Source organism: Tsukamurella sp. USMM236 (genome assembly GCF_037148755.1).
In the GTDB taxonomy this organism is placed as follows: domain Bacteria; phylum Actinomycetota; class Actinomycetes; order Mycobacteriales; family Mycobacteriaceae; genus Tsukamurella.
The window spans coordinates 94,748-109,043 of record NZ_JBBCSS010000011.1 but is presented as its reverse complement, the minus strand read 5'-3'; the positions used below and the strand labels follow the sequence as shown (position 1 = coordinate 109,043).

The 14,296-nt window shown below is 67.0% G+C and carries 13 protein-coding genes; 9 read left to right on the top strand and 4 right to left on the bottom strand.

Annotation, left to right across the window (positions count from 1 at the left end; all coding sequences use genetic code 11):
* Together WFK95_RS24230 and WFK95_RS24225 are read right to left on the bottom strand one after the other, a co-directional pair.
* The gene (locus WFK95_RS24230) at positions 1–1,293 is read right to left on the bottom strand and encodes an MFS transporter (protein ID WP_336672269.1); all 1,293 of its coding nucleotides are present in this window, start codon (positions 1,291–1,293) and stop codon (positions 1–3) included.
* 8 nt (positions 1,294–1,301) lie between these two features.
* The gene (locus WFK95_RS24225) at positions 1,302–2,381 is read right to left on the bottom strand and encodes a PLP-dependent cysteine synthase family protein (RefSeq protein ID WP_051158972.1); all 1,080 of its coding nucleotides are present in this window, start codon (positions 2,379–2,381) and stop codon (positions 1,302–1,304) included.
* Between the two features lie 348 nt (positions 2,382–2,729).
* Between WFK95_RS24225 and WFK95_RS24220 the strand changes: the two genes are divergently transcribed.
* The 8 genes from WFK95_RS24220 (at position 2,730) to WFK95_RS24185 (ending at position 11,994) form a co-directional block, all read left to right on the top strand.
* Positions 2,730–3,500, top strand: coding sequence for a response regulator transcription factor (locus WFK95_RS24220; RefSeq protein WP_051158842.1), 771 nt, complete (start codon positions 2,730–2,732; stop codon positions 3,498–3,500).
* Positions 3,497–4,747 (top strand): sensor histidine kinase, encoded by a 1,251-nt coding sequence (locus tag WFK95_RS24215; protein WP_336672243.1) that lies wholly within the window; start codon positions 3,497–3,499, stop codon positions 4,745–4,747. Before WFK95_RS24220 ends, WFK95_RS24215 begins: the two co-directional genes overlap by 4 nt.
* 308 nt (positions 4,748–5,055) lie before the next feature.
* Positions 5,056–6,549 carry a multicopper oxidase family protein gene (locus WFK95_RS24210; protein ID WP_336672242.1) on the top strand — a complete coding sequence of 498 codons (1,494 nt, stop codon included), beginning with the start codon at positions 5,056–5,058 and terminating at the stop codon, positions 6,547–6,549.
* 198 nt (positions 6,550–6,747) lie between these two features.
* A complete protein-coding gene (locus tag WFK95_RS24205; RefSeq protein ID WP_336672241.1) occupies positions 6,748–7,311 on the top strand; it encodes a TlpA disulfide reductase family protein in 564 nt (187 codons plus the stop codon).
* Entirely contained in the window at positions 7,311–8,108 is a 798-nt protein-coding gene (locus WFK95_RS24200) for a cytochrome c biogenesis CcdA family protein (protein WP_336672240.1), read from the top strand. The genes WFK95_RS24205 and WFK95_RS24200 overlap by 1 nt, the downstream gene beginning before the upstream one ends.
* A 222-nt stretch (positions 8,109–8,330) precedes the next feature.
* Complete coding sequence (lnt, locus tag WFK95_RS24195) at positions 8,331–9,848, top strand: apolipoprotein N-acyltransferase (RefSeq protein WP_336672239.1); 1,518 nt, start codon at positions 8,331–8,333, stop codon at positions 9,846–9,848.
* Positions 9,845–10,552, top strand: a complete 708-nt coding sequence (locus WFK95_RS24190) for a TlpA family protein disulfide reductase (RefSeq protein ID WP_081585946.1) — start codon at positions 9,845–9,847, stop codon at positions 10,550–10,552. The genes lnt and WFK95_RS24190 overlap by 4 nt, the downstream gene beginning before the upstream one ends.
* 185 nt (positions 10,553–10,737) lie before the next feature.
* Positions 10,738–11,994, top strand: coding sequence for a L,D-transpeptidase (locus WFK95_RS24185; RefSeq protein ID WP_336672238.1), 1,257 nt, complete (start codon positions 10,738–10,740; stop codon positions 11,992–11,994).
* 69 nt (positions 11,995–12,063) lie between these two features.
* Here the strand turns inward: WFK95_RS24185 and WFK95_RS24180 are convergent, their stop codons facing one another.
* Complete coding sequence (locus WFK95_RS24180; RefSeq protein WP_336672237.1) at positions 12,064–12,447, bottom strand: prolipoprotein diacylglyceryl transferase family protein; 384 nt, start codon at positions 12,445–12,447, stop codon at positions 12,064–12,066.
* A gap of 35 nt (positions 12,448–12,482) precedes the next feature.
* Complete coding sequence (locus WFK95_RS24175) at positions 12,483–13,229, bottom strand: hypothetical protein (RefSeq protein WP_336672236.1); 747 nt, start codon at positions 13,227–13,229, stop codon at positions 12,483–12,485.
* Positions 13,230–13,390: 161 nt separating this feature from the next.
* On the opposite strand from WFK95_RS24175, the gene WFK95_RS24170 reads away from it, so the two are divergent.
* On the top strand, positions 13,391–13,936 hold the full coding sequence (locus WFK95_RS24170; protein WP_336672235.1) for a hypothetical protein: 546 nt from the start codon (positions 13,391–13,393) through the stop codon (positions 13,934–13,936).
* The last annotated feature ends 360 nt before the right edge of the window (positions 13,937–14,296 follow it).

Sequence of the window (14,296 nt, the reverse complement as noted above, 5' to 3'; positions counted from 1 at the left end):
TCACCGACGATGCATTCCCGCCGCAGCGGCCACGTCCGCTTCGCGGGCCGCGGGATCGGGCACACTCAGTGCGCCGGCTCGATGGAGCGCCCGCAACGCGAGTGCCGCGCCGGAACCGACGATGATGAGCACCAGCCAGATCAGCGCCGGGAACCCGAGCCGGTCCCCCAATGACATGAGCGCCCCGGTGCCGAGGTTGCCGGCCAGGATCCCCACGCCGACCACCGTGTTGTAGAGCCCGTAGTGGGTAGCGACGAGTCGATTGCCGGAGAGGCTGACGACCGTGTCCATCTCGAATGGGAAGACGGTCGCCGTGGCTATCGCCAGGCCCGCTGCCGCCAGCAACAGCGCCGCGATGGCGGCGACCTGCCCGGTCAGCGTTGCGGTCGGCACCGCTAGTGGCGGCACGAACGCCACCGTCATGAGCGCCATCCCGAGGCTGAGGCTGCGGGTGGGCCCGAACCGGCTTCGGAACCACGCGGTGATCCGCAGCTGCCCGGCCACGGCGATCACGCCGGTTACCACGAATATGGCCGCCACCAGGTAGGTCGACGCTTGCTCGCTGCTGGTGATCGACGCCGCGTGCAGTGGCAGCGCTAGATTGACCTGGAAAGAGAGCACGTAGGAGCCGATCATCGCGCACGAGAACAGCACGAACCGCCGGTTGCTGGCCACGGTCCGCCAGTCGGCAAGCACCGACGGCCGCGGCTCGGCTGTGGCTCTGCGGTCGCGCCGATCGCGTGGCAGAGCCAGGATCTGCGCGACGGTCAATACGCCGAAGACCCCAGCGGCGACCGCCGATGTCACCTGGAAGTCGAAGGCCATCAACGCTACCCCGACCAGCGGGCCGATCAGGATGCCGCCCTGGTAGAAGATGTTGAAGATCGCGAAGGCTTCGATGCGCCGGTCTCCGGCGTCAGCGGCCAGGTACGCGCGCACCGCGGGGTTGAACAGTGCCCCGGCGAATCCGGTAGCTACGGATGCGATTAGCAGTGCAGGCAGCGATTCGACCGTCGCCAGCAGTACGAACCCGATGGTCCGCAGTAGGCACCCGGCGACGATGAGCGGCTTGAAGCCGAGTCGGTCGGCGAGGGTGCCGCCGATGAGGAACATCCCTTGCTGGGAGAAGTTCCGAATTCCCAGCACCAACCCGATCGCCCAGCCGGCGAGCCCGACGGGGCCAGCGAGGTATCCGGCTAGGTAGGGCATGAGCATGTAGAAGCCCAGGTTGATGGTGAATTGGTTGACCATCAACACCTGGCTGGGCCGGTCGAAGGTCCGGAACGTGGCGATGGGCCCCCTCATACGACGGTCAGCGGGTTGCGGACGTTGGTGGTGCGGGACCAGCGGGTGACCACGGTCCTGGCTGGGTCGGCGATGGTGATCGGCGCCAACGGTGGTGCGAGCGTCGGGTCGATGTTGTTGGCGTGGCAGTAGGCGTCGCTGTAGACGGTTCCGTAGTAGCGCTGGGGGCCGTCGGGGAAGATCGCAGCAACGACCGTGTCCGGCGAGCGGGTGCCGGCGATCCACCCGGCGACCTGGGCTACCGCACCGACGCTCCAGCCGCCGGTCGCGTAGTGCGTCGATGCCAAGGTCCGGCACGCCCACACCGACTCCTCGGGCGCGACCCAGTGCACTTCCGAGAACGCCGAGTAGTCGACGTTCTCCGGATAGATGCTCGAGCCAAGGCCACGCATGAGTCGCTTGTGCGCGGGCTGGCCGAAGATCGTCGATCCGATGGTGTCGACTCCGACGAGTTGCAGGTCCGGCAGGAACTGCCGCAGGGTGCGGCTGACCCCGGCCGAGTGTCCGCCGGTGCCGACCGAGCAGACGAGCACATCGATGTGCCCGAGCTGGGTCAGCAGCTCGAGGGCCAGCGGCTGATAGGCGCTGACGTTGTCCGGGTTGGTGTACTGGTCCGGGCACCACGCGGTCGGGTCCGCAGCCAGGTGCTCACAGACCCGGTCGCGTCGGGCTTGCTGCCATCCGCCCGCCGGATGAGGTTCCGTCACCAGGTCGACCTCGGCGCCGTAGGCGGCGAGCATCTGCGTCAGGATCGGCTCCAGCCCCGGGTCGGTCACCAGCGTCACCGGATGATCGTGCACGATGCCCGCGAGCGCCAGGCCGAGCCCGAGCGTGCCGCTGGTCGACTCCACGATCCGTGCGCCCGTCGTGAGATCCCCCCGTGCCTTGGCCCGTTCGATCATGTGCAGGGCAGGGCGGTCCTTCATGCCGCCGGGATTGAACCCCTCGAGTTTGGCCCAGAACCCGTGCCCGGCCGGCGCGAACGGTTCGGCGATCCGCATCACCGGAGTGTTGCCGACCAGGGCCGCCGGGCGCTCCGAGACAGGTCCGATGTCGAGGAGCGACCGGGCGGGCAACGGCGGGTGCAGCAATGACAGTGGGGGGCGAGAATCAGGAACCGTGGTCACTTCGGTGCTCACGTGCTGGGGTCCTTTCGGAAGCGGAAAAGGGCGGCACAGGTGTGTGGCACGCCACCCGGCGCGACGGTCTTGCAGGACCAGGACGGTCAGCGTGAGTCGGCAGATGGCGTGCCCGTGGCCCGCCGGGTGAAGACGTGCCACCGGTGATCAGTCCGGTGAGGGGTATCTGATCGCCCTCGACTGTGCGTGCCCTAACCAGGCCGTTACGTGTGCTCAAGATCAAGATTTGCTCAAGAACCGCGCCTCGGGTCGATCCTGGGCATACGGTCAGGCCACGATGGAGGCATGGATGCGATTGTTGCCGAGCCCAAGCCGACGGCGGTGACCGAACCGCGGCCGAAGCTGGGCCTGCGCGCGATGGTTGTCGAGGACGAGCCGGACCTCGCCGAGGTCATCGCCGACTACCTTCAGCGCAGTGGTTTCGATGTCGAGATCACCGGCGATGGAGCGGCCGCAGTCGCCGCCGCGCACCGAACTCCACCGGATGTCGTCGTCCTCGACCTCGGGCTGCCCTCGCTCGACGGTGTCGAAGTGTGCCGGCAACTGCGCACCTTCTCGGACGCCTACGTTGTCATGGTCACCGCCCGCGCCGACGAAGTCGACACTCTGGTCGGCCTGTCCGTCGGGGCGGACGACTATCTGACCAAACCGTTCAGCCCGCGGGAGCTGATCGCCCGAATCGAAGCAATGCTGCGCCGCCCCCGCGCCGGAACCGTCAACGGGCCCGCCATGCCCCAGGGCGCGGAGCGCCGCATCGGGGATCTGCTAATCGACCCGAACGGTCGGGAGGTGAGCGTCGCCGGTAGACCCGCGGCTCTCACCCGCACCGAGTTCGACCTTCTCGACGTCCTCTCCCGCCGCCCGGGCATGGTGTTCAGCCGCGACCAACTGCTCGCCGAACTCTGGGGACCGACCTGGGTCGGCGATGCACACGTCGTCGACGTCCACATCGCCAGCCTGCGTCGCAAGCTCGGCGACACCACCACCGAGCGGCGTTACATCCGCACCATCCGCGGCATCGGTTACCGAATGGGTGACGGCCGGTCGAAGCAATGAGCGCGCCCCGATCCGACGCACGGCGCACCCGTCGCCCACGTTCGGGGTTCACCACCAGGCTGTTCATCGCCCAGACCATCGTCATCGCCGCTGGCGCTGGGGCCTCCGCGCTGGTGGCGTGGACTGTCGCACCGCACCTGTTCCACACCCACATGGCCCACGCCGGCCTGCCGACCACCTCACCCCAAGCCAAACACGTCGAGGAGGCGTTCGCCTCCTCACTGGTGGTATCCGTCTCGGTCGCCCTGTTGAGCTCCGTGGTCCTCGCACTGGTCGTCAGCTGGCTGATCACCCGCCGCGTCCGACGCTCCATCGGCGCCGTGGTGACCTCGACGGCGAACATCGCCGCCGGCAACCACGCCATTCGCGTCCCGCCCAGCCGCCTGGGCCGCGAATTCAGCGACCTGACCCGCAGCGTCAACCGACTCGCCGAGCAAATCGATACCACCGAAGAGATCCGCCAGCAGATGCTCTCCGACCTCGCCCATGAACTCCGGACGCCGATCACGACCATCACCGCCCAAATCGAAGCCGCCGAGGACGGCATCCGCACGCCGGGCGCGCAAATGTACGGCGTCATCCGCAGCGCCACCGGCCGCCTCAAGAGACTTGCTGACGACATCGACGCCGTCTCCCGCGCCGGCGAACGACAACTACGCGTCGAAGCAGAGCCGACCGCGGTCAACGACATCACCACCGCCGCGGTCCGAGAAGCGCAACCCGGGTACGACGCCGTAGGGATCCACCTCGGCCTCGGACCCACCACCACCGACCTCGTCGACGCCGACCGTGCCCGCATCGGCCAGACCCTGGCGAACCTGCTCAGCAACGCACGCCGACACACCCCACCGGGAGGCAGTGTCACGGTCAGCAGCCGCCGCCGCGACCACAACCTCATCGACATCATCGTCGAGGACACAGGCGAAGGCATCGCCGGCGAACACCTCCCGCACATCTTCGACCGCTTCTACCGCACCGACACCTCTCGCAGCCGCGACGCCGGCGGCAGCGGTATCGGCCTGACTATCGCCCGCGCGCTCGCCGAGGCTCACGACGGATCCCTCACCGCAACCAGCCGCGGCCCCGGACAGGGCGCTCAGTTCACCCTGACCCTGCCGGTCTACAAGCGCCGCAACATCAAACGAGAACACCCACCACCGGAACCCGGTACAGCCTCGAGCCCACCACCCCGACAGTCCCTTCAACGAACTCCACAGAGAATCCCTGCCAGAAAGACGAACCGATGAACCCGAAACGACTGATTGCCACCGCCGCCGTCACCGCCACTATTGCCCTCGTCGTCACCGCCTGCGGCGACGACATGTCCACGATGAACATGAACGACGACACCAGCACTACCCCCACCTCAACCCAACCGTCGATGCCCGCCGGCCACTCGATGAGCAGCTCCCCGACTTCATCGCCGGCACCTCACACAAGCATGCCGGGTATGCCAGGTATGCCAGGTATGGGCGACGGTAGTCCGACCGTCAGCCCCGCTGCGCCTTAGGCAGTGCCGCCTCGACTTCCTCGACGTCAACCAAGGAACCAATTCATGACACCGGTGACCAGAAGAACAGCCCTCTTCGGCGGTCTCGCCGCGCTCAGCGTCGGTGCGCTCGCCGCATGTGGAGACAAGACTGCCAGCAAGCCGAGTGGCGCCTCTCGTGCGCTGCAAGGACCGCCACTGCAGGCCACCCCCCAGGCCGGACAGAAGGTTGTTGAGACGACTCTCACCGCGCGTGAGACCACCGTCGACCTTGGCGGTATTACCGCCCGTACCTGGGCCTACGACGACGCCCTCCCCGGCAAGGTCCTGCGGGCCAACGCCGGAGATTTCCTCCGTGTCACTCTCGACAACAAGCTGCCCGCCGACACCACCATCCACTGGCATGGCATCCGCCTGCGTAACGAAGCCGACGGAGTTCCCGGCGTCACCCAGGATGCTGTGCGCCCCGGGGGGCGGTTCGTCTACGAGTTCACTGCCCCGGACGCCGGCACCCACTACTTCCATCCCCACGTCGGTGCCCAACTCGACCGTGCCCTCTACGCTCCGATCATCATCGACGACCCGAATGAACCAGGCGCCTTCGACGCCGAGTGGATCGTCGTCCTCGACGACTGGACCGACGGCATCGGCAAGAGCCCTGACCAGATCCTTGCCGACTTCCAAGCCAAGACCGGACCTTTGCAGACCGGAATGGGCGGGATGGGTGGCATGGACCACTCCTCGATGCCTGGCATGGGCAGCTCTCCGCTGGGCGATGCTGGCGACGTGGTCTACCCGCACTACCTCATCAACGGCCGAATCCCTACGGCGCCGACAGAGTTCCGCGCCAAGCCCGGACAACGCATCCGCCTGCGGATCATCAACGCCGGCTCCGACACCGTCTTCCGGGTCGCCCTTGGCGGTCACACGATGACCGTCACCCACACCGACGGACACCGGGTCAACGACATGCAGGCCCGCGCGCTCTTCGTCGCTATGGGTGAACGCTACGACGTGACCGTCACCGCAGGCGACGGCGCGTTTCCGCTAGTCGCCGCCGCCGAAGGTAAGAAGGGCCAGGCTCTGGCAGTCCTGCGCACAGGCTCCGGCGCCGCACCCGCAGCCGACATTCGCCCCGCGGAACTGGACGGCCCGGTCCTGCTCGGCGCCACCGAACTCACCGCCGCCGACTCCGCGCGCCTTCCGGACGCCCAGCCCGACTCCACGATCAAGGTCACTCTCAACGGCCAGATGGACCCGTACGCCTGGGGCATCAACGGCAAGAAGCACGGCGAAGACACGCCTCTGCGCGTCAGCAAGGGCCAGCGACTGCGGATGCAGATCACCAACGAAACGATGATGCTCCACCCCATGCATATCCACGGCCACACCTGGGGCCTCCCCGGCAGTGGCGGACTGCGCAAGGACACGGTGCTCATTAAGCCCATGGGCTCGGTCGAGGTCGACCTCGACGCGGACAACCCCGGAACCTGGGCCCTGCACTGCCACAACATCTATCACATGGAGATGGGCATGATGACTACCCTCAAGTACACCTGACGCGACCGACGTCTCCGCGGCTGCCCCGATGGCGAGTGCGGCCGAACCAGCCACCAACTACTATGGTGCTTAGTAGTTGGTGGCTGGTTCGTTTGCCGCCGAGAAGGGGTGAGGATGCGACGACAGTCCACACGGGCATCGCTGGGCGATGATGACCGTCCCCCGAGCGGCAGCTCGAGTCTGCGCCGGTGCGCCGGTGTGATCGCGGTGCTTGTGGTCGCGATGCTGCTCGGCGGGTGCGTTCAGCTCAGCGACCGGGCACGCGATGGCGGGATCATCGCTCCGGATGGCAAGGCCAGGCACTTCTACCCGCCCGAGCGGCGCAGCGTCGTCGGTGAGCTGTCCGGACGTAGTGTCACTGATCCCGGGGCCACGCTGCGACTGTCGGACTACGCCGGAAAGGTCGTGGTGATCAACGTCTGGGGCTCCTGGTGCGCCCCCTGTCGCCTCGAGGCTTCTGCTCTGGAAAAGGTGTACACGGCGCGCAAGTCCACGGGTGTGCAGTTTCTCGGTATCGACGTTCGTGAAACCGCCGGCGACGATGCGGCGCGGGACTTCATCCGCTCCCACGGGCTGACCTATCCGTCGATCTACGATCCACCTGGCAAGACGCTGCTCGCGCTCGGTGAGCAGTACCCGACCACAGTAGTGCCGATGACCTTCGTCCTTGATCGGCAGCATCGCGTGGCCGCGGCATACCTGACGACGATCGACGAGAAGACCCTCACCGATGCCGTGGACCGCGTCGCCGGGGAGGGCTGATGGGACAGGCCTTTGCCGACGCCGCCGTGTCAGGTCCGCTGATCCTGGCGATCGGGGCATGCCTGCTCGCCGGGTTGGTGTCCTTCGCCTCGCCGTGCATCGTGCCCCTTGTTCCCGGCTACTTGTCGTACCTCGCGGGGCTGGTCGGCGCCGAGGCTCCAGCGACGTCGATCGCAGAGCTCGGCGGCAGCGGAAAGGCGGTAGACCGGTCCGGTCGGTGGAGAGTGCTCGGCGCAGCCGCGTTGTTCGTCGGCGGGTTCACAGCGGCCTTCCTCTTGATGACGATGTCGGTGTTTGGTCTGGCGGCGACGATTCGGCTCAATGCAGAGACGCTGATGCGGATAGGTGGGGGAATCACCATCATCATGGGCTTGGCGTTCATCGGATTGGTCCCGGCACTTGCCCGCGAGGTGCGTTTTGCGCCACGACCCTGGACCACGCTTGCCGGTGCCCCGCTGCTGGGCGGGGTGTTCGCGCTCGGCTGGACTCCCTGTATCGGTCCCACGCTGGCGGGGATCATGTCGATCATCGTGGGCACCAACGCAGCGCCGGCACGCGGCGCCGCGCTGGTGGTCGCCTACTGCGTAGGCCTGGGCCTGCCGTTCATCGCTCTCGCCGTCGGATCGACCGCTGCGGTGCGGGCCGTCGGATGGCTTCGCCGCAACAGCCGACTCATCCAGGTCGTCGGCGGAGTGCTCATGATCGCCGTCGGACTCGCCCTGGTCACCGGCTACTGGTCCGACTTCGTCGACATGGTCCGGCGGCTCTTCGTCTCCAACATCGTCATGCCGATCTGACAGGAATCGCCGTCGACACGCACCAACCAGTACGCCCGCGATCGCCCAGACGACTCGCGACGAGCAGCACCACCACGGTCCAGAATTGAGGAGATCTCACTCGTGACCACGCAGACAGCACGAAGGCTCCCATCCGCGACATCCACTCGGTGGGGGCCGGCTCATTGGCCGTGGACGCACACAGCGGTCAGGCTACTTCTGGCTGCCGCCGGCGGCGGAGCGATGTTCATCTCGTTCCCACCCACCGCGCTGTGGGGAGCGGCGCCGGTCGGTGTCGCGCTCGTGGTCGCCGCCGTGTGGGGCTGCGGAATCGGCCAAGCCCTGCTGTACGGCTACGCCGCGGGGCTGGCGTTCTTCCTGCCCTTGCTTCCGTGGGTGGGCATCTACGTCGGGGCTGGGCCGTGGATCGCGCTCGCCGCGGTCGAAGCCGTCGCGGTAGCGGTGTTCGGCGCCTTGGTCAGCCGGATGGTGGTTCTCCCCGGCTACCCGCTGTGGTGCGCCTGCGCGTGGACAGCGACGGAGGCACTGCGCAGCCGCCTGCCATTCGGCGGGTTCCCTTGGGGAAAGTTGGCGTTCGGGCAGACCGATGGGCCTCTCGTACAGTTGGCCGCGATCGCCAGCGCACCGGCCGTCTCGTTCGCGGTCGCCCTCATCGGGTGCTCCGGTTTCGCCGTGGTCCGCGCGGCACTGCGGAGGTCACCGCGCGCTGCTGTCCGTGCGTCGCTTGGTGGCATCGTCCCGTTCGCCGGCGCAGCACTCCTAATCGCCCTACCAGCGTACGAACCGCGAGCGAGCGTGACCGTTGCGGTGATCCAAGGCAACGTTCCCCGCCTGGGACTGGACTTCAATGCTCAGCGTGCCGCAGTGCTTGAGAATCACCTCCGTCGCACCGAGGACCTCTCCAGTGCCATCGAATCTGGCCGGATGCCCCGGCCCGCCTTGATCGTCTGGCCCGAGAACGCCTCGGATATCGACCCGCTGCGCGATCGACAGGTCCGCGCGCGGATCGATGAGACGGTCAACAGGCTCGGCGTACCTGTCCTCGTCGGTGCAGTGCTCTCCGCCGACGACGGCACATCACGCAACGTCTCCATCGTCTGGAACCCCGGCTCCGGTCCTGGACAGCAACACATCAAGCGGCGACTGGTGCCCTTCGGGGAGTACCTACCGATGCGGCCGCTCGCGACCCGCCTGTCCGCATACGCCGACAAGGCCGGCCGGTTCGTGCCTGGCGATGGTGACGGCATTGTCACCCTCGCTGGCATACCGACCGCGGCTGCCATCTGCTACGAAGTGGCCTTCGACGACCTCGTCCGTGAATCTGTACGCGGTGGAGCCCAGCTGATCACCGTGCCCACTAACAACGCGACCTTCGGCCGCACGGCCATGTCGTACCAACAACTGGCGATGTCCCGACTGCGGGCCATCGAGCACCGCCGCACCGTCCTGATCGCCGCGACGAGTGGCGTCAGCGCTGTCGTGACCCCGGACGGGACGGTCACCGACCAGTCCGCACTGTTCAGCGCGGATACTCTGATCGCGACTGTTCCCCTCGACGACCGGCTCACACTCGCCACCCGCTGGGGCGCGTTGCCCGAAGCGGTCACGTCCGCCCTGGCCGCTGCGGCCCTGATCGCCGCAACGGTGATCAAACGGCGCGCACGTCGCACCACCGGTCTCAAACAGTCGGTCCCCGCCGATACGACGCCCGTGCCCATCGACGAGCAGAAGACACCATGAGCGTCGCCCTTCCCCCCGGACCCGACGAGTGCGCCTCAACCCCGCCGTGGCATCGCCGGCACCGGTACGCACTGGCCCTTATTGCGATCGCTGCCGCGCTGCTGCTCATCGCCGTCTCGACCGCGCATTCGCTCACGGAAAAACCAGGAGACCACGATACCGCCTCCACCGGCACCCGCACTGGAACCGAGGCCCCACTCCAGGCCAGCTCAGCCCGCGGTGTACCTAAACCGCAGTGCGGCGGAACGAAATCGGTATCAGCCCGATCCGTTGGGCCCCTGGCAGATCTGTCCGAGCCCTGCCTCACTACCCCCGATGTGATCAACCTCGGACAACTCACCGCAGGCAGAACCACTTTGCTCAACTTCTGGGCGTCCTGGTGCGGGACGTGTCGCGAAGAAATGCCGATCCTCTCGCGCTATGCCCAACGCCCCGAAGCAGTCCAGGTACTCGGGATCAACGTCCGCGACGTCGAGAGTTACGCTCGTACCTTCGCCACCGATCTCGCCCTCGCGTACCCGAGCATCATCGACGCGGACGGCGCGGTCGCGAGGACACTGCAGATCCCGCCCCTGCTGCCGCTGTCCTTTCTCGTCCGCCCCGACGGCTCCGTGCAGCGGATCGTGGACCCGCTGGTCTTCCGATCAGTACAGGACATCGAGGACGCTGTTGCTAGGGCGCAACCCTCGCTTCCGGGCAAGTGAGCGCTTCAGTCGATGGAACGGTCAGAACACCCACCCGCACCTGCTCGACGACTCGCCGCGCCTGGTACCTGTACCGGCGGAGCGGGTGAGAGTACCTCGCCTGCGGACCTGGCGGGCTCGACCACTCACCATAAAGTACTATGCAAATTAGTAGTTGCGTGATGAGGCGGGTCGAGGGAGGCTGAATGGTTCTGCAACGGCGAACTCTGCTGGCGCGGACGGCAACCGGAATCGGAGCCGTCGCGATCACGTCCGCCTGCGGTGCCGAGCGGGGCGCGGTGCCGCTGAGCGGATCCTCGTCCTCACCGAAACCGTCGGGCGCCGTGCCACTGATCGAGCTGGCGCCGGCCGACGGCGCCGCGGAGGTCACACCCCGCACACCGGTCACTGTGCGTGTCGTGGGCACCGGCGCCCTCGCCGAAGTCACGCTCACCAACGAGGCGGGACGCGCCGTTGCCGGCACGTTGGACGCACCGCGCAAATCCTGGTCGGCCGGTGAGCCCCTTGGATTCGGCCGCACCTACCGCTTGCGAGCGGTCGCGGTCGATGAGGCAGGACGCCGGACCGAACGGCAGAGCACGTTCACCACTCTCGCGCCACAGGCGCAGGCGACGATGGAGCTGGCAACGACGGCGGGCACCCCGGTCGGCGAAGGGCGGACCTACGGTGTGGGGCTGGTGCTGGTGGCGAAGTTCGACACCGACATCGCAGACCGCGCCGAGGCAGAACGTCGTATGAAAGTCACCTGTACACCCGCGGTCGAGGGAGCGTGGTGCTGGGTCTCGAATACCGAAGCGCATTGGCGACCTGAGAAATACCACACGCCGGGCACTCAGATCACCGTGGACGCCGCGCTCTACGGTGTCCGCCTCGGCGAGCGCCTCTACGGCGCCGAGGACGTGCGTGCCAGTGCGACCATCGGCGCCTCGCACGTCTCGATCGCCGACGACGCGACCAAGACGGTCACCGTCTACGACGGCGGTAATCTCGTCCGTACGATGCCCACCTCCATGGGCATGGGCGGCAGCGAGATCATCAACGGCAACACCATCAGCTTCTGGACACAACGGGGCGTCTACACCGTGATGGACAAGGCGAATCCGGTGGTGATGGACTCGTCCACCTACGGGCTACCGATCAACTCGCGCTTGGGGTACAAGCAGACGATCAACTACGCGACACGGATCAGCACAGATGGTATCTACCTGCACCAACTTGACAGTTCTGTGTGGGCGCAGGGCAATACGAACACTTCCCACGGGTGCCTGAACCTCAACGGTGACAACGCTCGATGGTTCTTCGACTTCTCGGTCCCCGGCGACATCGTCGAAATCCGCAATACTGGCGGCGAACCTCTCGAGCAATGGCAGAACGGTGACTGGAGTGTGCCCTGGCAGCAGTGGACCAAATCCAGCGCCCTGGCGTCGCCGGAAGGTCGCTGACCAGAACGGAGAATGGGCGAGGCCCGTCCGGATCTGTCTGATGCACATCCCGGTCGGCCCGCCGACTGGTCACAACATCATCACCCATATCGCCACCGCGATCGCGGCAAGAGCACCTGCTGCGACCGCGGTACGCCCCCACCGGGTGTGCGGGTCGGAGCGCAGCGGAAACAGCACCTGCCGGACCAGCGCGTAGGCGGCGAGTCCGACCACGAAGTTCGCTCCCGAGTGCCGGACACCCAGAAACAGGAATTCGGCCCCTATCGCCAGCGTCCCGCACGCCGCGGCTTCAAACAGCTGCACCGGATAACGTGATGCGGCCACCCTCCGGTCCGACGACCACAGTGACCACCGCGACACTGTGACTCTTCCAGCGCAACAGCCGGTCAGCCAACACCCCGGCCTCCCGACGGCCATCCCTGCGAGCAGCGCCGGGGCGGCAGCATCGAGCACCGCGCCCTATGACAGTCCGATCGCCGGCGCCCCCATCACCAGAACCAACGCGGCAGCGGCATTGAACCCCTGAATGCAGGCTCCGGAGGACAGCAGCTTCCGTAGCGGCATCCGAGGATTGCCAAGAACCACAACCGCGCGCCGAGAAACCCCACAGCACAGGCCACGCCGCTGATCCCCACCGCCGCGAATGCAGAGCCGCCAGCGAGGGAGACGTTCACTGCCATGAGCGCGACCGCGACGACAGAGCCGAGCCCCACCAGTAGCGGCCAACACCACGCTGCCACCGCGGGCCCGTGTGCCAGAGGCGCGAACACCGTCCGGACACGCATCTGCTGGTCCGGAAGCTTCATCTCGCCCGCCACCTCGGACGCCTGCGTCGCAGCCGGTGTCCACGCTGCTCGCACCCGAATATCCCACTCGCCTGCCGGGATCCCCGAGAGCCGCTCGGTCACAGCGACCGGCCGCCCGCGGGCCGCCGCGAGACTGACATCGCGCTCGCAGGTGAACCGCCCCTGCGTATCGTCGGCCTCGGCGCCGATCCGTAGGCCCTCGTACTGCATCCGGAGCACACCCGGGGCGCGGACCGCGTCTAGCACGTACGTAGCGGACAGTCCTTGCGGCTCCGCTTCGTTCACTGGATCGCAACCGCCCACCGGACCGGTGATCGTCGAGATCCTCTCCGACGCCTGCACCGCGAAATGCCGCACCGGCACTCCGACGGATTCCGTCACCGTTGGAAGGCCCACGTCCGGATCCGGCACGCTAGAGAGATGTTTCATCGGCCAGGCCTCTCCTGAAATAACTACTAACTGTCTTAGTAGATAACTACTATGTCTCATAGTAGATGGGGCGTGGGCGGGCTCGCCACAAAGAACTACTATGTGATCTAGTAGTTCTGATGAGTTCGAGGAACGCCTCGTGAGGGATGAGCAGGTGTGCAATGGCAGGTAGGACCCGGAGTGCGGCCGCCGGGCGGGTGCGGTGGTGGCACGCAGCGGTCGGCGGTGCGCTGATCGCACTGGTGATCGCGATGCCCTCCCGAGTGCTTCCCAATCCTGTCTTCACCCGGATGACGCCGGTGCGCTGGTGGGACTACCTCGTCCTCGCGGTCGTGACCATTCTCGCGGCCGCCTGGCTGGCAGCTCCGGTGGTGGCCGGGCGGAATCGTGGGGCCGTTCGAGGCACCTCCGGCGTGGTCCTGTCGACGCTCGCGGTGGGGTGCCCGTTGTGTAACAAAGTGGTCATCGCGATGCTGGGCGCATCGGGAGCGTTGACGGTGTGGGCGCCGCTGCAGCCCCTGGTCGCTGTGGTCTCGGTCCTCGCCATGGGTGCCGCAGTCGCCACCCGCTGGGGGATACGCTGGTCGTGGCGGGGTGGCGAGCCTGAGCAGCCGCTACAGGTGAGCGAATGCCCTGCGGGGGTGTGCGCATCCTCGGCGAAGATTCCTGTCGCGGTGGATACGACCGCCGGGCACCGGCATTCGTGAGTCGTCGAAGGGTGAGTCGTCGGGCGCGGATGTGACGGTCTTCTGGCTGATCCGGTGGGGTTCGCGGCGTTGACTGCGGCGAGTAGAGATGACCGTGCTGCAGCAGATGTCAGGAGGGTGGGCGTGGCGTCCGGGGCTCGGGCGGTGCGGGTAGGAATGTGTACCGGCCCGACGTATGCCGCGGCGACGCTCCGGCGACGAGACGACTGGGCTCGGTACGGCGGTCAAACAACGACGCCCGGTTCACCACGGCGGCAGCGCCTCGTGAGTGCGACGACCTACGCCGCGGCGGCGAGGGTGGCTCTGTTCGCCAATCTGAGCGTCACGTGTTCACGAATGTGAGCATCACCGCCAAATCGG